This window comes from Azonexus sp. IMCC34839 (assembly GCF_047047955.1).
GTDB lineage: Bacteria > Pseudomonadota > Gammaproteobacteria > Burkholderiales > Rhodocyclaceae > Azonexus.
This window is the reverse complement of the sequence record NZ_CP150631.1, coordinates 585,806-603,922: the sequence shown is the minus strand read 5'-3', so window position 1 is coordinate 603,922 and position 18,117 is coordinate 585,806. Positions and strand designations below refer to the sequence as shown.

Annotated in this window: 18 protein-coding genes; 9 read left to right on the top strand and 9 right to left on the bottom strand. The window is 63.5% G+C overall.

Features of this window, described 5'->3' with window-relative positions; translation table 11 throughout:
- Positions 1–2,649: a cation-translocating P-type ATPase gene (locus WIF35_RS03070; protein WP_412480104.1), complete on the top strand. Its 2,649-nt coding sequence runs from the start codon at positions 1–3 to the stop codon at positions 2,647–2,649.
- Here WIF35_RS03070 and WIF35_RS03065 read toward each other — a convergent pair.
- Positions 2,633–3,118 (bottom strand): nucleoside 2-deoxyribosyltransferase, encoded by a 486-nt coding sequence (locus tag WIF35_RS03065; RefSeq protein WP_412480103.1) that lies wholly within the window; start codon positions 3,116–3,118, stop codon positions 2,633–2,635. The genes WIF35_RS03070 and WIF35_RS03065 overlap by 17 nt on opposite strands.
- 184 nt (positions 3,119–3,302) lie before the next feature.
- On the opposite strand from WIF35_RS03065, the gene WIF35_RS03060 reads away from it, so the two are divergent.
- Positions 3,303–3,611, top strand: a complete 309-nt coding sequence (locus WIF35_RS03060) for a hypothetical protein (RefSeq protein ID WP_412480102.1) — start codon at positions 3,303–3,305, stop codon at positions 3,609–3,611.
- A gap of 25 nt (positions 3,612–3,636) precedes the next feature.
- Complete coding sequence (locus WIF35_RS03055) at positions 3,637–5,088, top strand: DegQ family serine endoprotease (RefSeq protein WP_412480101.1); 1,452 nt, start codon at positions 3,637–3,639, stop codon at positions 5,086–5,088.
- A 66-nt stretch (positions 5,089–5,154) separates the two neighbouring features.
- On the opposite strand, the gene WIF35_RS03050 is transcribed toward WIF35_RS03055, so the two are convergent.
- The gene (locus WIF35_RS03050; protein WP_412480100.1) at positions 5,155–5,850 is read right to left on the bottom strand and encodes a UPF0149 family protein; all 696 of its coding nucleotides are present in this window, start codon (positions 5,848–5,850) and stop codon (positions 5,155–5,157) included.
- Positions 5,851–6,056: 206 nt separating this feature from the next.
- Here WIF35_RS03050 and WIF35_RS03045 point away from each other — a divergent pair, with 206 nt between their 5' ends.
- Both WIF35_RS03045 and msrB read left to right on the top strand, forming a co-directional pair.
- A complete protein-coding gene (locus WIF35_RS03045) occupies positions 6,057–7,370 on the top strand; it encodes a ferric reductase-like transmembrane domain-containing protein (RefSeq protein WP_412480099.1) in 1,314 nt (437 codons plus the stop codon).
- A gap of 56 nt (positions 7,371–7,426) precedes the next feature.
- Positions 7,427–7,825: a peptide-methionine (R)-S-oxide reductase MsrB gene (msrB, locus tag WIF35_RS03040; protein ID WP_412480098.1), complete on the top strand. Its 399-nt coding sequence runs from the start codon at positions 7,427–7,429 to the stop codon at positions 7,823–7,825.
- Here the strand turns inward: msrB and WIF35_RS03035 are convergent.
- Genes WIF35_RS03035 through WIF35_RS03020 form a run of 4 tightly spaced genes read right to left on the bottom strand, consistent with a single transcriptional unit; the run spans position 7,822 to position 12,097 of the window.
- Complete coding sequence (locus WIF35_RS03035; protein ID WP_412480097.1) at positions 7,822–8,385, bottom strand: NTP transferase domain-containing protein; 564 nt, start codon at positions 8,383–8,385, stop codon at positions 7,822–7,824. The genes msrB and WIF35_RS03035 overlap by 4 nt on opposite strands.
- Positions 8,382–9,380 carry an XdhC family protein gene (locus WIF35_RS03030; protein ID WP_412480096.1) on the bottom strand — a complete coding sequence of 333 codons (999 nt, stop codon included), beginning with the start codon at positions 9,378–9,380 and terminating at the stop codon, positions 8,382–8,384. Before WIF35_RS03030 ends, WIF35_RS03035 begins: the two co-directional genes overlap by 4 nt.
- Position 9,381: 1 nt before the next feature.
- Positions 9,382–11,628, bottom strand: coding sequence for a molybdopterin cofactor-binding domain-containing protein (locus WIF35_RS03025; protein ID WP_412480095.1), 2,247 nt, complete (start codon positions 11,626–11,628; stop codon positions 9,382–9,384).
- Positions 11,629–11,638: 10 nt separating this feature from the next.
- Positions 11,639–12,097: a (2Fe-2S)-binding protein gene (locus WIF35_RS03020; RefSeq protein WP_412480094.1), complete on the bottom strand. Its 459-nt coding sequence runs from the start codon at positions 12,095–12,097 to the stop codon at positions 11,639–11,641.
- Positions 12,098–12,312: 215 nt separating this feature from the next.
- Between WIF35_RS03020 and WIF35_RS03015 the strand changes: the two genes are divergently transcribed.
- Positions 12,313–13,278: an AraC family transcriptional regulator N-terminal domain-containing protein gene (locus tag WIF35_RS03015; protein ID WP_412480093.1), complete on the top strand. Its 966-nt coding sequence runs from the start codon at positions 12,313–12,315 to the stop codon at positions 13,276–13,278.
- A 35-nt stretch (positions 13,279–13,313) separates the two neighbouring features.
- Here the strand turns inward: WIF35_RS03015 and WIF35_RS03010 are convergent, their stop codons facing one another.
- From WIF35_RS03010 to WIF35_RS03000, 3 genes are all read right to left on the bottom strand, one after another.
- Positions 13,314–15,185 (bottom strand): response regulator, encoded by a 1,872-nt coding sequence (locus tag WIF35_RS03010; RefSeq protein WP_412480092.1) that lies wholly within the window; start codon positions 15,183–15,185, stop codon positions 13,314–13,316.
- A 175-nt stretch (positions 15,186–15,360) separates the two neighbouring features.
- Positions 15,361–16,251: a radical SAM protein gene (locus WIF35_RS03005; RefSeq protein WP_412480091.1), complete on the bottom strand. Its 891-nt coding sequence runs from the start codon at positions 16,249–16,251 to the stop codon at positions 15,361–15,363.
- Positions 16,248–16,676: an acyl-CoA thioesterase gene (locus tag WIF35_RS03000; RefSeq protein WP_412480090.1), complete on the bottom strand. Its 429-nt coding sequence runs from the start codon at positions 16,674–16,676 to the stop codon at positions 16,248–16,250. Before WIF35_RS03000 ends, WIF35_RS03005 begins: the two co-directional genes overlap by 4 nt.
- Positions 16,677–16,793: 117 nt before the next feature.
- Between WIF35_RS03000 and WIF35_RS02995 the strand changes: the two genes are divergently transcribed.
- The 3 genes from WIF35_RS02995 to WIF35_RS02985 are packed head-to-tail and all read left to right on the top strand — an operon-like array spanning position 16,794 to position 18,117.
- The gene (locus WIF35_RS02995) at positions 16,794–17,333 is read left to right on the top strand and encodes a lipocalin family protein (RefSeq protein ID WP_412480089.1); all 540 of its coding nucleotides are present in this window, start codon (positions 16,794–16,796) and stop codon (positions 17,331–17,333) included.
- Positions 17,330–17,698 (top strand): YajD family HNH nuclease, encoded by a 369-nt coding sequence (locus WIF35_RS02990; protein WP_412480088.1) that lies wholly within the window; start codon positions 17,330–17,332, stop codon positions 17,696–17,698. The genes WIF35_RS02995 and WIF35_RS02990 overlap by 4 nt, the downstream gene beginning before the upstream one ends.
- Positions 17,699–17,703: 5 nt before the next feature.
- Positions 17,704–18,117, top strand: coding sequence for a secondary thiamine-phosphate synthase enzyme YjbQ (locus WIF35_RS02985; RefSeq protein ID WP_412480087.1), 414 nt, complete (start codon positions 17,704–17,706; stop codon positions 18,115–18,117).

Here is an 18,117-nt window from a genome sequence, read left to right as displayed (position 1 = left end):
ATGGACCCCACCGGTTTGAGCATCGCGCGCCAGACGCCCGACGCGGCCCTGCATAGCTTGGGCAGCCGCGGCGAAGGTTTGTCGGCCGCCGAGGCAGCGCGCCGCCTGGGCGAATACGGACGCAATCAGGTCGAGGAAGTTGCCGCCACACCCTTGTGGCTGATGTTCGCCCGCGAATTCGCCCATTTCTTTGCGCTGATCCTGTGGGTGGCCGCCGGCCTTGCGTTCTTCGCGGCCTATGCCGACCCCGGCCAGGGCATGCTCCAACTGGGCCTGGCTATTGTCGGCGTGATCTTGGTCAATGGCTGCTTTTCCTTCTGGCAGGCCTACCGAACCGAACAGGCGCTGGCGGCGCTGAAGCAGTTGCTGCCGCAGCAGGTCGATGTACGGCGCGACGGCGTGCTGCAACAAATATCCGCCGCCGAACTGGTGCCGGGCGATATCGTGCAACTGGCCGAAGGCACCAAGGTGCCGGCCGATTGCCGGGTGATCGAAAGTTGGGGCCTGCGCGCCAATCTGGCGACGCTGACCGGCGAATCCTACGCCAAGGCCATCGGCGCCGACGCATCGTCCGCCACCAGCCTGCTGCAGGCCAACAACCTGCTGTTCGCCGGCACCATGATCCTGGCCGGCGAATGCACCGCCGTGGTGTTCGCCACCGGCATGCGTACCGAATTCGGCCGCATTGCTCACCTGACGCAAACGGCCGGCGAGACCGATTCGCCGCTGCAACGCGAAATCCAGCGCGTATCGCGACTGGTCGCCCTGCTCGCCCTGGCGCTCGGCGTCGTTTTCTTCGCCATCGGCCAGGCCATGGGCTTTCCGTTCTGGGCCAATTTCATCTTCGCCATCGGCATCATCGTCGCCAACGTGCCGGAAGGCCTGCTGCCGACGGTGACACTGGCCCTGGCCATGGCCGCCCAGCGCATGGCCCGACGCAACGCGCTGGTGCGCCACCTGCCGGCGGTCGAAACACTGGGTAGCGCGACGGTGATCCTGACCGACAAGACCGGCACGCTGACCCAAAACCGCATGACCGTGCGCGAACTCTTCGTGGCCGGCCGCCACCATCTGGCCGCCGAACGCTGGCCGCGTGCCGACGACCTGCGCCTGCGCGCTTGCGCGCGCTGCTGCCACAGCCTGAAGTTCCACGACGGCCAACCGGCCGGCGACCCGATGGAAATCGCGCTCTGGCAATTCGCCGGCGACATTCCGGAATTCGGGCAGCGCATCGGCGAATTCGCCTTCGACACCGAACGGCGGCGCATGTCGGTCATCTTTCGCGAGCCCGATGGCAGCGGCAATCTGTACTGCAAGGGCGCGCCGGAAGTGCTCTTTCCGCTGTGTTCCGGCTGGCTGGACGGCGATGCCGAACGCCCCTTCGATGCCGTTGCCCTCACAACTTTCAAGGCGGCACAGGAAGACCTCGCCGCGCGCGGTCTGCGCGTGCTGGCGCTGGCCTGGAAACCGCTGACCGAGAGCGAGACTGCCGAAGAAAACGGCCTGCGCCTGTGCGGGCTGGTCGGCCTTGAAGACCCGCCACGTCCAGAAGTGCACGACGCCATTACCCGCTGCCGGGCGGCTGGCATCCGCGTCATCATGGTTACCGGCGACCATCCGCATACGGCGCTCGCCATCGCCCGCGAAATCGACCTGGTGCGCAGCGCCACGCCCAAGGTCGTCACCGGCGACCAGTTGCGCGACCTCAGTCCGACCAGCCTGCAACTGGCGCTCGACAGTCCGGAAATCGTCTTCGCCCGCATGACCGCAGACCAGAAGATGCTGGTCACCCAGGCCCTGCAGCACAAGGGCGACATCGTCGCCGTCACCGGCGACGGCGTGAATGACGCACCGGCGCTGAAAACCGCCGACATCGGCATCGCCATGGGGCTTTCCGGCACCGACGTGGCACGCGAGGCGGCCGACATCGTGCTGCTCGACGACCACTTCGCCACCATCGTCAATGCCATTGAGGAAGGTCGGGCGGTGTTCGAGAACATCCAGAAGTTCCTGACCTACATCCTCACCTCGAACATCCCGGAACTGGTGCCCTACCTCGCCTCGGTGCTGTTTGGCATTCCGCTGCCGCTGACCATCCTGCAGATTCTCGCCGTCGATCTGGGAACCGACATGGTGCCGGCGCTCGCCCTCGGCGCCGAACCGCCCCATCCGGAAGTCATGCAGCGCCCGCCGCGCCAGCGCGACCAGCGCCTGCTGTCGTGGCCGCTGCTCGCCCGCGCCTATCTCTTCCTCGGCCCACTGGAAGCCGCCAGCGCCATGGCTCTGTTCTTCATCGTGCTCGCGGGGCATGGCTGGGAATACGGCCAGATGCTGGCGCCAGACGACCCGATCTATCTGCAGGCAACCACCGCCTGCCTGCTCGGCATCGTGCTGGCGCAGGTGGCCAACCTGTTTGTCTGCCGCCACCCGCAACTGCCCTTCTGGCGCTTCCCTCTGTTTGAGAACCGGCTGCTGCTACTTGGCCTCGGCGTCGAACTCGGTTTGATCGCGGCCATCGTCTATACCGGCCTGGGCAATCTGCTGTTCGGCACGGCGCCGCTACCGGCGAGTGTTTGGCTGACCGGCACGGCCTTCGCCATCGCGCTGGCCGCAGTCGAAGAAGGGCGCAAATTCACCCGCCGTTGGTGAGCGCCGCCAACGCCTCTTCCAGGCCGCCCGTCACCAGGCGCAGCGGCACGGCCAGCATCAGGTTCAAGCGCAGTCCGAAATCCTCGACATGCAGGCCGTCGCGATCGACCGGCCGCCCTTGGCTTTCCAGCAAAGGCTGTCCCTGCCAGCGGGCGACACGTTCGGTCGTCGTTTCGTCGCTGGCCAGGTAGCCGATCACCGGCTTGCCCAGCGCCAGCGCGAAGCCGACCTCGACACAGGTGCCGGAGTCCGGCTCGCAGCCGCGAAAGGGATTGAGATTGGCCAGCACGGCATCGGCCGAACGGATCAGGTCGATATTGGCATCGAAAATCCCCGTCGCTGTCGTTTCGACGCCATCGAGCGGCACCAGCGCCTCGTGCCCGGCCGCCGCACAGGCTGCCCGCGCCCGCTCGGCCCAGGCGAATGCGTCGGGACGGAAGACATCGGGGCCGGCGAGGTAGATTTTCATGATGGACAAGCGTGAGGGATGGAGCCGCGATCTTAACGCCCGTCCCGGTTTTTGCCCATTTTGGCCGGTGCACCGCAGCAGTCCTGTTTGAAAAACTTCGATACAAATCGTCGCACAAAGACAACTTGAAAACTTCAGGTTTGGCGCAAAACTATGGCCCAAAACCTGTTTCAAGGAGATTCCCATGCAGAGCAATGAAATCCTGCAAGCGCGAGTCGTTGCCGATTTTCTGCTGACCGCCCGCCGTTACCTGAATTTGCCGCCGGCCGCCTCGGCCGTGTCGAGCAATCCCTTCCGCCGCCTGCGTCCGGCATTGCGCTCCTTGCTGGTCGCCGGCTCGCTCGGCACTGCGCTGGCCCATCCGGCCTTCGCCATCGAAACGCTACGCCCGCCGGCAGAACGCGAAACGCCGCGTAATACCGCCAAGCGGGAGATTTCAGCCCCTGCCGGTGCGCTGCTCGCCTCGCCGGCTGAAAAATTTTCCCAACAATGATCTTCGTCCTCGAGGAAAACCAAGCATGAAAACTTTGAAGATGACTGTCGCCGCTGTTGCAGTCGCAGCCGCCCTTGGTGGTGCTTATTCGCTCGGCCATCTACAAACCATTTCCAGCGCCCATGCAGCCCCAGTCGCCGCACCCGTGACTCAAACCTTACCGCCGGTCGCGATCGCGCCGACCGCGCTGCCCGACATGCGCAGCATCGTTGCGGCCAACGCGCCCGCCGTGGTCAATATCAGCGTCACCGGCACGCGCAAGACTTCGGCCGCCTTGCCGCAGCTCGACCCGGACGATCCCTTCTATCAATTCTTCCGCCGCTTCGGCGGCCAGATGCCGCGGGAATCGACACCGACGCAGGGCCTCGGCTCCGGCTTCATCGTTAGTGCCGACGGCACGATCCTGACCAATGCCCACGTCGTCGAGGGCGCCGAAGAAGTGACCGTCAAGCTCAACGACAAGCGCGAATTCAAGGCCAAGGTGCTCGGTGCCGACAAGGCCAGCGACGTCGCCGTGCTGAAGATTGACGCCAGGAACCTGCCCACCGTGCGCATCGGCAGCACAGCGCAAACCCAGGTTGGTGAATGGGTGCTGGCCATCGGCTCGCCCTTCGGTTTCGAGAGCAGCGCCAGCGCCGGCATCGTCTCCGCCAAGTCGCGCTCCTTGCCGGATGGCAGCTACGTCCCCTTCATCCAGACCGACGTCGCGGTCAACCCCGGCAACTCGGGCGGGCCGTTGTTCAACATGAACGGCGAGGTGATCGGCATCAACTCGCAGATCTATTCGCGCAGCGGCGGCTACCAGGGCCTGTCCTTCGCCATCCCGATCGAGGTGGCAATGAACGTCGAGCGCCAGATCGTCGCCACCGGCAAGGTACAGCGCGGCAAACTCGGGGTCAGCATTCAGGAAGTGAACCAGGCGCTGGCCGACAGCTTCGGCCTGGGCAAGCCGGCCGGCGCACTGGTGTCATCGGTCGAAAAAGGCAGCCCGGCAGCCAAGGCTGGCCTGGAGCCGGGCGACGTGATCCTCGGCATCGACGGCAAGAGCGTCGCCGCCGCCGGCGACCTGCCAGCTGCCGTGGCCTTGAAGAAACCCGGGGAAAGCGCTCGCCTGCAGGTCTGGCGCAAGGGGGCGACACAGGATATCGAGGTCAAGGTCGGCAGCTTCGCCGAGGAAAAGGTCGCCGCCACCGAAACGCCAAACGCCGACAAAGGACGCCTGGGCGTCGCCGTCCGCCCGTTGTCGCCGGAAGAAAAACGTCAGGCTGAGGTCAAGGGCGGCGTGATCGTCGAACAAGCCAACGGCGCCGCCGCCCGTGCCGGTATCCGGCCGGGCGACATCATTCTCTCGGTCAATGGCCAGCCGATCGACAGCGTCGAGCAACTGCGCGGCATCATTGCCAAATCGGGCAAGAAAGCCGCCATCCTGGTCGAACGCGGCGATTCGCGCATCTTCGTGCCGGTCGATCTCGGCTGATTTCAGCTAGCTTCAACGCAAAAAGGCCGTTCAATCGAACGGCCTTTTTATATATGCAGCGTTTGCTCAGTTCAGCTTGTCGGGACTCCCGCAGCATTGCTTGAATTTCTTGCCGCTACCGCAGGGGCATGGGTCGTTGCGCCCGGTTTTCTCTTCGGCCCGTTGTACCGTGCCGCCCTCACGCTTGTTGCGCCAGAAGTTGTACAGGGTCTGCACGATGACCGGCAGGTTTTCCTGGATGTCGGCCACCAGACGGGCTTCCTCGGCTGGCGGGAACCAGCGCTCGCCGTTCTTCTCGGCGTCTTCCTTCAACATGCCGTTGAGCAGGAACATCGGTTCGAGCAGTTCCGAGAGGTCGTCGGCATGCTTGCCGGCCAGCTCGTACCAGTCGCCACCGAGGCCCGCGCCATAGACATAGGAGTCGGCCCAGGCTTCGTAGTCGTACTCTTCGGCGTTTTCATCGACCGGATAGAGCACCGGTGCCACCGTTTCGTTGGCGATCAGCGCGCTGGCGATGTCGTTGTTCAGGCGCATCAGCAATTCGATGGTTTCAGTGACCAGCGGGTCGTTGCCGGCGTTCATGCCGTCGCCCAAGGCTTCGGGCAACCAGATGGTCGGCGCCACGGTGGCCGGGCCGCTGACGATGGCGCATAGCATGGCCTGGATTTCATCGAGCCGCATCGCCTCCCCGCCGAAAACCTCCGCTTCGAGCAGGACTTCAAGGCGGTCGAGATCGTCGTCGTTCAGGGGCTGTGGATTCATGGCTGCGCTTTCGTAAGAGACAAACCGAATGATAGCCCAGCCACGGCTCGGCGTCAGGGATAAGCCCCGCTTTTCCGGCTCGGTTTTTGCCCATTTTGGCCGGTGCACCGCAGCAATGAGCTGGTTGCATTTGCTTACGCTTCATTACAGCAAGTCGCGGCGTTGAAGCGTATCTTGGAGCCATAACAAGATGCCGGGAGAACATCATGCGTCGCCATCCTCTGCTTGCCCTTACCCTCATCCCCCTCGCCTGCTGGCTGGGTTTCATCCTGCCCGACCTGTACGCCAGCGATCCCAACCTATGGGCCTGGCGCCGCGCGCTGATCCTGTTCTCCGGCATCCTCGCCCTGTGGTGGATGAGTGCCGGCATGTTGCTGGCCACCCGCCCGGCCTGGCTGGAAAACGTCTTCGGCGGCCTCGACAAGCTCTACCGCCTGCACAAGAACTTCGGCATCGGCGCTGGCGTACTGATCCTGCTGCACTGGCAACTCGAATGGCTGCCCAAGACCCTTTCCAAGGCCGGCCTGATTGCCCGCCCGGCTCGTGGCGGACCGCGCCCGCCGGAAGACTGGTGGATCGGCCTGGCCAAGGAAGTGGGCGAATGGGCGGGTTACATCCTGATGGCGCTGGTCGTCATCGCCTTGATCCGGCGCATTCCCTACCGTTACTTCCGGCTGGTGCACAAGCTCTTCCCGCTGGTTTTCCTGGCCGGTGCTTTCCACGGCCTGCTGCTGATGCCGAAAGACTTCTGGCAAACCCCGCTGGCCTGGCTGACCCTGGCCGTTGCCGCGGTTGGCGTCGTCCCCGCCCTGCTCTCGCTGAGCGGACGCATTGGGCGCTCGCTCCGGCACGCCGCGCAGATCGAACGCATCGAAACCTGCCCAGATCGAGTGCTGCTCGTCGGATTGCGCCCGACGGCCCAGTGGCCGGGCCATACTGCCGGACAATTCGTCTTTGCCGATTTCGGCCATCGCGGCGAGGGGCCTCATCCCTTCACCATCGCCTCCGCCTGGTCGCCCGATGACGGTACGTTGACGCTGGCCATCAAGGCCCTCGGCGACTATACGGCCACGCTCGCCCAACGCCTGACGGTCGGCCAATCCGTCATGCTGGAAGGCCCCTACGGTCGCTTCGACTTCGCTGCAGACCAAGCCGCGCATCAAGTGTGGATCGCCGGCGGCATCGGCGTCACCCCCTTCCTCGCTCGCCTGCAGGCGCTCGCCGAGATGCCAGAAAATGAACGCCGGGTCGATTTCTTCTATTGCCTGCCGCGCCGCCACCCTGGCGACGTGACCGATCAACTGCAAGCCCTGTGCGCCGCCACCGGCGTCCGCCTGCACCTGCGCGAAACCGACAGCGACGGACAACTCGACCCGGCCGAAGTCAGGGCTGCCCTGCAGCCGAGCGGTAGCGTCTGGTTCTGCGGACCGCGCACCTGGGGCGAGGCCCTGCAACGGAAGCTGCAATCCAGCGGTTTATTGCCCGGCCAGTTCCACCGCGAACTGTTCGAGTTCCGCTGAGTCGGGAATCTCTGTTTGCGGAATCGGTCATACTGCGCATCTGCGAGGAAAACGACATGCCGAAAATCGAGAAGACCGACGCCGAATGGCGCGCCCAACTGGACGAACAACAGTATTACGTCACCCGCCAGAAAGGCACCGAGCGTGCCTTCACCGGCAAATACTGGGATTGCGACCAGGACGGCACCTACCGCTGCATCTGCTGCGGTGCACCGCTGTTTACGTCAAAAACCAAGTTCGACTCCGGCTGCGGCTGGCCGAGCTTCTATGCGCCCAACGACGAGAGCCTGATCGACGAACACATGGATAAGAGCTTCGGCATGATCCGCACCGAAGTCACCTGCCACGACTGCGGCGCCCACCTCGGCCACGTCTTCGAAGACGGCCCGGCGCCGACCGGGCTGCGCTACTGCATCAATTCGGCTTCGCTGCAGCTGGAAGCGGACGAAAACTAGGCCACCGCCGGCGTATCGATGTCGAACAGGATGCCCGGATCGCTCACGGGGCAATCCACCACCGCCGCCGGGTGCGCCGCGATGATCGCCTTGCCGCCGCGATCGCCGGTCAGGCTGCGCAACTCCTCGCGGTAAGCTGCGGCAAAGCCGACCGGATGGCCGACTTGCCCCTCCAGCGTTGGCCGCGCAATGCCGGCATCGGCGGCCAGCGCGTCGAGCACGGCCCGATAGCTCGTGGCGGCGATGCCCGGCATATCGGCCAGCGCTACCAGCCAGCCCTTGGCTTCCTGCGCTGCGGCTATACCAGCGGCCAGGCTATGTCCCATGCCGCCAACGGCCTCGGCGCAGAAAACCACCTGCATTCCGAGTTCCGTCAGGGCGCGCGCCAGTTCGCTATCGTCCGGTCGCAACACCGCCACGCTGTGCGGGCAGGCGGCCAGCAAACGCCGGCCTGCCTCGACGGACATTGGCGTGCCATCGGCCAGGCGATGCCAGCGCTTGTCGCTGCCGAAGCGCCGGCTGCTGCCGGCGGCCAGCAGGATACCGACAATTTCGCTCATGCCACCTTGCAGGCGTAAGGGTCAGCCACTGCTGCGGTGGACGACCGATTCAGGCCATTTTTCACGGCCGTCATCTCGGCCAGGATGGCCACGGCGATTTCCGGCGGCGTCCGGCTACCGATGGGCAGCCCGACCGGCCCGTGCAGACGATCGACCTCGGCCTGCGACAGGTCGAAATACTGCAATAGCCGTTCGCGCCGCTTGCCGTTGTTGGCTTTCGAACCGAGCGCCCCGACGTAGAAAGCCGGTGACTTGAGTGCTTCAAGCAAGGCCAGATCGTCCAGTTTCGGGTCGTGCGTGAGCGCCACAACGGCGCTGCGTGGATCGAGCGCCAGTTCGGTCACTGCATCGTCCGGCATGGCCATGATCCGCTCGCTGCCCGGCACATTCCAGCCATCGGCATATTCGCTGCGCGGATCGCAGATGTAGACGCGATAGCCCAGGGCCAGCGCCATCGTCGCTAGGTAACAGGAAATCTGGCCGGCCCCGATGATCAGCAGGCGCCAGGCCGGGCCGTGCAGGGTGAGCAGCGTTTCGCCATCCCATTGCAGGCTGTCGCCAGCCGAGCCGCTATCGATGCTCACCGAACCGTCGATCAGCGACACCTGACGGCGCGCCAGCTGGCCGCCGCCGATGCGCTCGGCCAACTCGGCGAGCAGCCCGGCATCCGGCGCCGGTTCGAGCACCAGTTCCAGCGTGCCGCCGCAAGGCAGTCCAAAGCGATGCGCCTCGTCGGCCGTCACTCCATAGCGCAGCACGCGCGGCAGCGTTTCGCCGGCAAACTCGCCGGCGCCGATGCGACGAATCATGTCGTCCTCGATGCAGCCGCCCGAGACCGAGCCGATCACCTGCCCGTCGTCGCGCACCGCCATCCAGGCGCCCGGCGGCCTCGGCGCCGAACCCCAGGTCCGGGCCACCGTCACCAGCATGAAACGATGCCCGGCCGCCGCCCACTGGCGGGCAGCATCGAGTACCTGCTTATCCAGACTGTCCATGTCACACCGCCAATTCATTGGTGTTGAAAGGCAGATTGCGCAGCCGCTTGCCGGTCGCTGCCGCGATGGCATTGGCCACGGCCGGCAGGACCGGCGGCACGCCCGGTTCGCCGACACCGGTCGGGGCCGCCGTCGACGGCACGATATGCACTTCGACCTTGGGCATTTCGCCGATGCGCAGCAGGGGGAAGCCATCGAAATTGCCCTGCTCGACCCGCCCTTCCTTCAAGGTGATGGCCTGGGTCATCGCGCCGAGACCGAACCCAATGCCACCTTCGATCTGCGAGCGGATGTTGTCCGGATTGATCGCGGTGCCGCAATCGACCGCGCTGACGATGCGATCGACCTTTACCGTGCCGTCCTTGGCCACGGTCACTTCGGCCACATGCGCGACATAGGAATTGAACGACTCATGCACCGCCACCCCGCGGCCGCGCCGTTCGCCGGCCTTGGCCTTGAGCGGCGTGCCCCAGGCCGCTCTCTCGGCGGCCAGCTTGAGCACCCCGGCGTGACGCGGATGCTTGTCGAGCAATTCCAGGCGTAGAGCGACCGGGTCCTTGCCCATCGCCGCCGCCACTTCGTCGAAGAAGGCTTCGGTGGAAAAGGCCGTATGCGACGAGCCGACCGAACGCCACCACAGCACGGGCACCGGAATATCGATCGGTGTGTGCAGATCGACCGTCAGGTTGGGAATGGCATAGGGCAAATTGGAAGCACCCTCGACCGACACGCCATCGATACCATCCTTGACCAGGAAAGCCTCGAACGGCGAGCCGATCAGGATGGACTGCCCGACCAGCCGGTGCTTCCAGCCCGCCAGCTTGCCGTTGCCGTCGATGGCCGCTTCCAGCGCATGATGGAACAAGGGGCGGTAGTAGCCACCGCGCATGTCGTCCTCGCGCAGCCAGACCAGCTTGACCGGCGCGCGTCCGTCGATCGCCTTGACAATGTACGCCGCCTCGACCAGGTAATCGACATCCTTGCTGGCCCGCCGGCCGAAGCTGCCGCCGGCGTAGAGCATGTTCAGCCTGACCTGCTCGGGCCTCAGGCCGAGCACCTTGGCGACGACCGCCTGGTCGATGGTCTGGAACTGTTCGCCATTCCAAACCTCCGCACCGTCGGCATCGAGCTTGATGACGCAGTTCATCGGCTCCATCGCAGCATGGGCGAGATAGGGAAAGTCATAGCTGGCCTTGATCACCTTGGCCGCCCCGGCAAAGGCCGTGGCCGTGTCGCCGCTCTGCTTGGCCACCTTGCCCGGCGACTTGGCCATTTCCTTGTAGCGGGCCAGGATTTCCTCGCTGCCCAGCTTGAAGGCGGCGCTATCGTCCCAGACCACACTCAGCGCGTCGCGCCCCTTCTTGGCGCTCCACGTATCCTTGGCCAGCACGGCCACGCCTTGCGGAATCTGCACGACATCGACCACGCCCTTGACCTGGCGCGCCCGACCGGCGTCAAAGGATTTCACCTTGGCACCGAATTGCGGCGGATGGGCGACGACGGCGACCAGCATGCCCGGCAGTAGCACATCCTGCGTGAATTTCGCCGTACCGTCGGTTTTCGCTGCGCTGTCCTTGCGATTGGCGCGCTTGCCGACCAGCTTGAAGTCCTTCGGATCCTTCAGCTTGACCTCTGCCGGCACCGCTTCATTGGCGGCGTCGTGCGCCAGTTCGCCGAAGCTGGCCTTGCGGCCGCTGGTTGCATGGCTAACGATGCCGTTGCTGACGACGATCTCGCCCGCGGCCACCTTCCAGCGTTTGGCGGCTGCACTGACCAGCATGGCCCGCCCGGCCGCGCCGGCCTTGCGCAGTTGTTCCCAGGAATTGGCCATCGCCGTGCTGCCGCCGGTGCCCTGCGTCGGGCCCCAGAAGAGGTTGTTGTAGCGCTTGGCATCGGCCGGTGCGCCCTCGACCCTGACCTGTTTCCAGTCTGCATCGAGTTCTTCGGCAACGATGGTGGCCAGCCCGGTGTAGGTGCCTTGCCCCATCTCCAGGTGCTTGGAAATGACGGTGACGCTGTTGTCGGCACCGATGCGCAGGAAGGCATTGGGCTCGAAATGAACGGCCGCGGCCAGCCCTTCGCCGGCCTTGCCCGGCCCGGCAGCCGGCAATTTGTCGGCGGCGCCGGCCGGCAACACGAAGCCCAGGGTCAGCGCCGCACCACCCTGCAGAAAGCGGCGGCGGCTGACGTTTTGCAGCGCTGCAGCAGACAGGTCGCCAGCGACGGATGGATTCAGTTTTGCGTTCATGTCCATCTCCTCAGGCCAGCGCCTTGGCGGCTTCGTGAATGGCGGCGCGGATGCGCACGTAGGTGGCGCAACGGCACAGGTTGCCCGACATGGCCGCATCAATGTCGGCATCGGTTGGTTTCCTGTTGCTCTTGAGCAAGGCCACGGCACTCATGATCTGCCCGGACTGGCAATAGCCGCACTGGACGACATCGAGCTTGCGCCAGGCCTCCTGCACCGCCTTGCCGACCTTGTTGGCATCGACCGCTTCGATCGTGGTGATCTTGCGCCCGACAGCGGCGGCAACGGGCAGGACGCAGGAACGTGTCGGTTGCCCGTCGAGGTGCACCGTACAGGCACCACACAAGGCCTGGCCGCAGCCGTACTTGGTGCCGGTCAGTTGCAGGGTGTCACGGAGCGCCCAGAGCAATGGGGTATCCGGATCGACATCGACCTTGACGTCCTTGCCGTTGATATTGAGTTGGATCATCTGCTTTTCCTCCGTGGGGTTGGGGGAACTGACCTTGCCCGTGGTCGGCCCGGCCGGTTTTATGGCCTGCAGTTTCAGCCCTGCGGTGCACGGAGCGATAACCCAAAAATTCAGACTTATTGCCTAATCATCCAAATCTGATGCGAACACTCTCGTTGGCCGCGGCGTAAAACGCTACTCTTCAGCCTGTATCGATTGCCTCAAAGCAGAACGCCATGAACGATCACCCTCAGACTGCGCTTGCCAGCGGAAATTCCATCGACATCGCAGAAAGTCTCTTTGCCGCCCAACGTAGCGAAATGGCCGACATCGTCGACCGGCACTGCCCGGGGATTGGAAAACAGGAGACGCCGATCGCCGACCTAGTGCTGTTTCGCGGTTGCGCCACCGACAAGCCGACCTGCGCCGTGGTCAATTCGACCTTCGCCATGATTGCCCAGGGCGCCAAGCGCGTTCTCGTCGGTGAAGAGGCCTACGAATACGATGCGCGGCATTACATGATCGCTGCCGTCGAACTGCCGATCTCTTCGCGCATCACCTATGCCAGCCCCGATGCGCCCTACCTCGGCATGGCGATCAATCTCGATGCGCGCAAGATTGCCGAAATCTGCGCCGAAATGCCCAGGCCACCGCAGAAGGCTGTCGTCGATCGCGGCTTCGGTATCGGCGAACTCAGCCAGGAGATTCAGAATGCGGCGTTACGTTTGCTCCGCCTGCTCGATACGCCGGAGGACATCCCGGTGCTGGCACCGATCATCGAACGCGAACTGCTCTATCGCCTGCTCACCGGCAGCCAGGGCGCACGCCTGTGTCAGGCGGCCACGGCCGGCAGCCACAGCCATCAGATCGTGCGTGCCATCGGCTGGTTGAAGAACAACATCGATCAACCGGTGACCATCGAACATCTGGCCGACCTAACCAACATGAGCAAATCCTCGCTGCACCACCACTTCAAGGCGCTGACCTCGATGACCCCGGTGCAATACCAGAAGCAGCTCCGCCTGCACGAAGCCCGGCGGCTGATGCTCTCCGACGATCACGATGCCGCCAGCGCGGCGCATCGGGTCGGTTATGAGAGCCCCTCGCAGTTCAGCCGCGAATACCGCCGGCTGTTCGGCGCCCCGCCGGCGCGCGATGTCGCCCACATGCGTTCGTCCGGAGACATCGGAAACAATGCCTGATGCGGCGATCGACTATTGCCGACCGCTCTCGTTAGCTAGCTGGATTTGACCTGATCGCGCCGGCGCGGCTTGGCCGGCAGCCAGCGCAGCAGCGTGGCATAGAGCAACTCGGGCTCGACCGGCTTGGAAATGAAATCGTTCATGCCGACGGCGAAGCAGCGCTGCTTGTCTTCCTCGAAGGCATTCGCCGTCATGGCGATGATCGGCACCTGGCCAGCCGGACCGGGTGTTTCGCGGATACGCCGCGTCGCTTCCAGTCCGTCCATGACCGGCATCTGCATGTCCATCAGCACCAGGGCGTACTCCTCGCGCAGGGCGAGATCGACGGCCTGTTCGCCGTCATCGGCCAGATCGACGACGAAGCCGACATCCTCCAGCAGATATTTCGACACTTCCTGATTGATCGGCTCGTCATCCACCAGCAGCACGCGCGTCCCCTGGTATTTATTGAGGATGACCTGCTCCGGCTTGATATGTGGCTCGCTATCCTGCGCATCAGCATGTAGATGCGCTTTTTCCAGGCGAACCCGGAACCAGAAAGTGCTGCCTTCGCCAGATCGACTGCTGAAGCCAATCTCGCCGCCCATCATCTCGACCAGCGCCTTGCAGATCGACAGACCGAGGCCACTACCGCCGTACTTGCGGGCGATGGAGCCATCTGCCTGCTGGAAGGACTGGAAGAGCTTGCCCTGCACGTCTTCCGGAACGCCAATGCCGGTATCGACGATATCCCAGCGCAAGGCCAGTTGCTGATCGGCATCCGCTTCGACGACAACATGAACCGTCACCCCACCGTGTTCCGTGAACTTGATGGCATTGCCGACCAGGTTGATGAGCGTCTGCGACAAACGCAGCGGATCGCCGATCACCACCTGCCGGCACAATTCCGGTGCCAGGTCGATGGTCAGGCTCAGATTCTTGTGCGCCACCCGTTCGCTCAGGATACTGATCAGGTTCTCGTGAATTTCACCCAGCCGGAATTCCACCTTTTCCAGGCTCAAGGCGCCGGCTTCAATCTTGGAGAAATCGAGAATGTCGTTGATCACCCGCAGCAGGTGGTGCGAGGCGCCGAGCGCCTTCTGCAACTGCGATTGCGCCACCGGGTCATCGATCCGCCGCGAGGCCAGTTCGGTCATGCCGATCATGGCGCTCATCGGCGTCCGCAATTCGTGGCTCATCGAGGCCAGGAAAGCCGACTTGGCGCGGTTGGCCGCATCGGCCTCTTCCGCCACACTTTCCAGCTGCAATTGCAGGAAACGGGCGCGCCGGAAAATAACCACGCCCATGCCCACGGTCATAATACCGAGAAAAACCAGCAAGGCCGTCAGCATGGCCATCACCCGATGTGCCTGCACCTCCCCTTCATCAGCCAGACGCCGACCACGGTCAAGGGCAAAATTCAGCACATAACCGACGTCGCCGAGCAAATCCTCGAATTTGGCGGTACCCACGCTCTGGATCAGGCGCTCCGCTGCATCGTAATCTTCGCGGCGCACATCTTCCATGACCGTGTGGCGCATCTCGTCCCACTGCCGGAAAGTGCGTTCAAGCTTGAGCAATCGCTCACGGTCGCCCTGGAAGGCGCCCAGCATCGTATCGATGTTGCCGCGCACCGAGGCGAGCATGGCCTGGCTTTGCTGCTCCAGCGCGTCGATGGTTTCCGGCCGCGCCTTGACCAGCACCGTGGTCAGCATGATGTTGCGCACCTGCAGCACGGTAGCCTTCATTTCGGCTGCGGCCGAACTCACCAGAAAGGGATGGGCGTAGAGATTGGCGGCGATTTCGTGTTGCCGGTTCATCGCGTTGATGGAATACGCACCCAGCGAGATCAGGGCGACGAAGCCCGCGGCATACCCGATGATGATCAGGGCCGAGATACTCAGGGATCGTCTAATTGTGTCTAACACCGATGCAGGGAGAAATCATTAATTCGACGGAAATGATTATACCCACGGTGTAAATGCGGTTTTACATTGCATTGACAATTGTCAAAACAAAGTCCATTTAGATAACAAAAAAACGATCCCCAAACCGGAAATATCGTGAAAAAACTCACGAATTCATCGGATAAGCGACTAAAAACTACAAGCCACGCGCCCAAGCCGGACGTAAATGCGCCTGTTCCGGCGAAGCGATCGCCTGCCGCACCTGTTGCAGCAGACGCTCCTTGTCGACGCCGAGCGTTCCCTTGAGGATCAGCCAGTTCGACGCGTGGTCGCTGCGGAATACCGTGCGTTTCAAATCCAGCGCCGAGAGAAAGTGTTCCATTTCGACGAACAGCTCGTGTTGGCTCAGTGGCTCCCAACTCGGGAAATCGGCGCGAAAACGTTGTTCGCCCATGGGAAAGCTGACCACCAGCGTCGCCAGGTATTCCGGCTGCGTCGCGTTGGCCAGACGGGCGGAGTTCTCGGCGTGTTGCTGCGACCAGGCCTTGCCGCCCAGCCCGTTGAGGATCATCACCGAACGCGTGATGCCCGCCGCGCCTAGCTTGTCCAGGGCCTCGCGCGTGCTGTCGAAGGTTTCTCCCTTCTTCACCGCCGCCAAGACCTCGTCGTCGCCCGACTCGGCTCCAACATAGGCCATGGTCAGCCCGGCTGCCGCCAGTTCGTCGATCTCCGCCTGCGATTTCTTGCGCAGGTTGCGCGGCAGGCAGTAGGTCGAGATGCGGCGCACCGCCGGCATATGGGTCCGGATCGCTTCGAGGATGGCAAGCAGCCGGCGTGTCGGCAGCACCATGGCATCGCCGTCGGCCAAAAACACGCGACGAATCTCTTCGCCATAGCGCTGACCGGTCAGGCGAATGCTTTCCATCACCTCATCTTCGTCACGCGCCCGGAATTTTTTCTGCGGCGCCGTGTACATCTCGCAGAAAGTGCAATGGTTCCAGGAACAGCCATCCGTCACCGGCAGGATCAGCGACTCCGCCTCGCTGGGCGGGCGGAAAACCGGCTCGACGTAGCGAATCGGAATCACTTGGCCTGCACCTTCTCGATGAAGGCTGCCGGTACCGAAGCCGCCTTGCGAGCCGTGTAGTCGAAGAAGATGATGCCGTGCTTGCCGCGCGCCACTTCGCGCCCGGTCGCCTTGTCCGCCATGCGCCAGACCAGGTCGCAGCCGTACTTGTTGAAGTCATCGGCCGCCATCTCGACCACCATGGTTTCGCCATGGAAGGCTTCCGAGCGGTACTGCGCCGCGACGTCGGCCACGATGATGCCGACGCCTTCGACATCCAGCTCGCTATAGCCGAGCGACTTGAAGAAGCGCACGCGGGCCTCCGAAATCAACGAAATCATCTGGGCGTTGTCCAGATGATGGCCATAGTTGATGTGCCCGATGTAGATCGGAATATCGGTCGAAAAGATGAATTTTTCTGGCAGGTCGATCTTGATGCGCGGCATGGTGGATCTCGGCGAAATCGGCAAAGCGCCATTCTATGGGCCACGGGGGTTCTTGACCAAGATCGGAGCCAGATGAACCAGGCGCGTTAGAATCCAATCAAACCCACCGGAGCATTCATGAACCTGCTGACCCGTGGCCTGCTCGCCACATTCCTCTCGCTCATCCTCACCCACACGGCGCACTGCGCCGAACTGCCTGCCGTCAAGAGCGTTGGCCAAATCGACCTGACGCGTTACGTCGGCAAATGGTACGAAATTGGCGCGTTTCCGATGTTCTTCCAACGCCAGTGCGTGGCCGACACCACCGCCGAATACACCCTCGGCACCGACGGCAGGCTGACCGTGCTCAATCGCTGCCGTACAGAAAATGGCTTCGACCAGGCCACCGGCCAGGCCTGGGCACCCGATGCGACGATCAATGCCCAACTCAAGGTTTCCTTCTTCTGGCCCTTCCGTTCGGACTACTGGATCATCGCACTGCACCCTGATTACCGTTGGGCCGTGGTCGGCAATCCCAATCGCAAGTACCTTTGGCTCTTGTCGCGCACCCCGCAGCTTCCTGCCGTTGAGATCGAACAGGCGCTGAATCAGGCTCGCGCCCAGGGTTACGACCTCAGCCAATTCAAACTCACCCGCCAAATGGAAAACGGACAATGAAAACCATCGATCACAAACGTCTCGACCAGGTCGTGCTGGATGCCCGCAAGGCGGCCGACGCCCGTGCGGAGGGCTACCGCGAAAAGGCCCTCAAACTCTATCCGTGGATCTGCGGCCGCTGTGCCCGCGAATTCACCCAGGCCAACCTGCGCGAACTGACCGTGCACCATCGCGACCACAACCACGACAACAACCCCTCCGACGGCAGCAACTGGGAGCTACTCTGCCTCTACTGCCACGACAATGAGCACCAGAAGCAGATCGAGGCCGACCGCGGCTACACCGATGGCCGCTCGTCACGCGGTGGCGGTGCCACGCACAATCCCTTCGCCGCCCTGCAAGACCTGCTCAAGAAAAAGGACTGAGCCGCGTGGCCGAGCAACAACGCTTTTCCATCCACACCCGCGGTCGCGGCTCGGTCGAGATTACCGACGAAGTCGCAACCATTGTCGCCACTGCTGCGGTGCACTGCGGAATTGCCCATATTTTCGTGCGCCATACCAGCTGCGGCCTGGCCATCACCGAAAACGCCGACGCCAGCGTCCGGCGCGACCTCGAAACCCTGCTCGCCCGCTGGGCCCCGGATGGCGACCCGGCTTACCGCCATGATCTCGAAGGCGACGACGACATGGCCGCCCACGCCCGCTCGTTGCTCACCGGCGTCTCGCTCACGGTGCCCTTCGCCGACGGCCGGCTGCTGCTCGGCACCTGGCAGGGTATCTACCTGTTTGAGCACCGCACCGGATCACACCGGCGCGAGATTGTCGTCACCCTGCTCGGCTGA

Excerpts from the sequence above, each read along its gene's own strand:
- WIF35_RS03020 (WP_412480094.1), bottom strand. The coding sequence starts at position 12,097 with ATGATCCAACTCAATATCAACGGCAAGGACGTCAAGGTCGATGTCGAT.
- WIF35_RS03070 (WP_412480104.1), top strand. The coding sequence starts at position 1 with ATGGACCCCACCGGTTTGAGCATCGCGCGCCAGACGCCCGACGCGGCC.
- WIF35_RS03055 (WP_412480101.1), top strand. The coding sequence starts at position 3,637 with ATGAAAACTTTGAAGATGACTGTCGCCGCTGTTGCAGTCGCAGCCGCC.
- WIF35_RS03025 (WP_412480095.1), bottom strand. The coding sequence starts at position 11,628 with ATGAACGCAAAACTGAATCCATCCGTCGCTGGCGACCTGTCTGCTGCA.
- msrB (WP_412480098.1), top strand. The coding sequence starts at position 7,427 with ATGCCGAAAATCGAGAAGACCGACGCCGAATGGCGCGCCCAACTGGAC.
- WIF35_RS03045 (WP_412480099.1), top strand. The coding sequence starts at position 6,057 with ATGCGTCGCCATCCTCTGCTTGCCCTTACCCTCATCCCCCTCGCCTGC.
- WIF35_RS02995 (WP_412480089.1), top strand. The coding sequence starts at position 16,794 with ATGAACCTGCTGACCCGTGGCCTGCTCGCCACATTCCTCTCGCTCATC.
- WIF35_RS03000 (WP_412480090.1), bottom strand. The coding sequence starts at position 16,676 with ATGCCGCGCATCAAGATCGACCTGCCAGAAAAATTCATCTTTTCGACC.
- WIF35_RS03060 (WP_412480102.1), top strand. The coding sequence starts at position 3,303 with ATGCAGAGCAATGAAATCCTGCAAGCGCGAGTCGTTGCCGATTTTCTG.
- WIF35_RS03030 (WP_412480096.1), bottom strand. The coding sequence starts at position 9,380 with ATGGACAGTCTGGATAAGCAGGTACTCGATGCTGCCCGCCAGTGGGCG.
- WIF35_RS03050 (WP_412480100.1), bottom strand. The coding sequence starts at position 5,850 with ATGAATCCACAGCCCCTGAACGACGACGATCTCGACCGCCTTGAAGTC.
- WIF35_RS03015 (WP_412480093.1), top strand. The coding sequence starts at position 12,313 with ATGAACGATCACCCTCAGACTGCGCTTGCCAGCGGAAATTCCATCGAC.
- WIF35_RS03035 (WP_412480097.1), bottom strand. The coding sequence starts at position 8,385 with ATGAGCGAAATTGTCGGTATCCTGCTGGCCGCCGGCAGCAGCCGGCGC.
- WIF35_RS02990 (WP_412480088.1), top strand. The coding sequence starts at position 17,330 with ATGAAAACCATCGATCACAAACGTCTCGACCAGGTCGTGCTGGATGCC.
- WIF35_RS03065 (WP_412480103.1), bottom strand. The coding sequence starts at position 3,118 with ATGAAAATCTACCTCGCCGGCCCCGATGTCTTCCGTCCCGACGCATTC.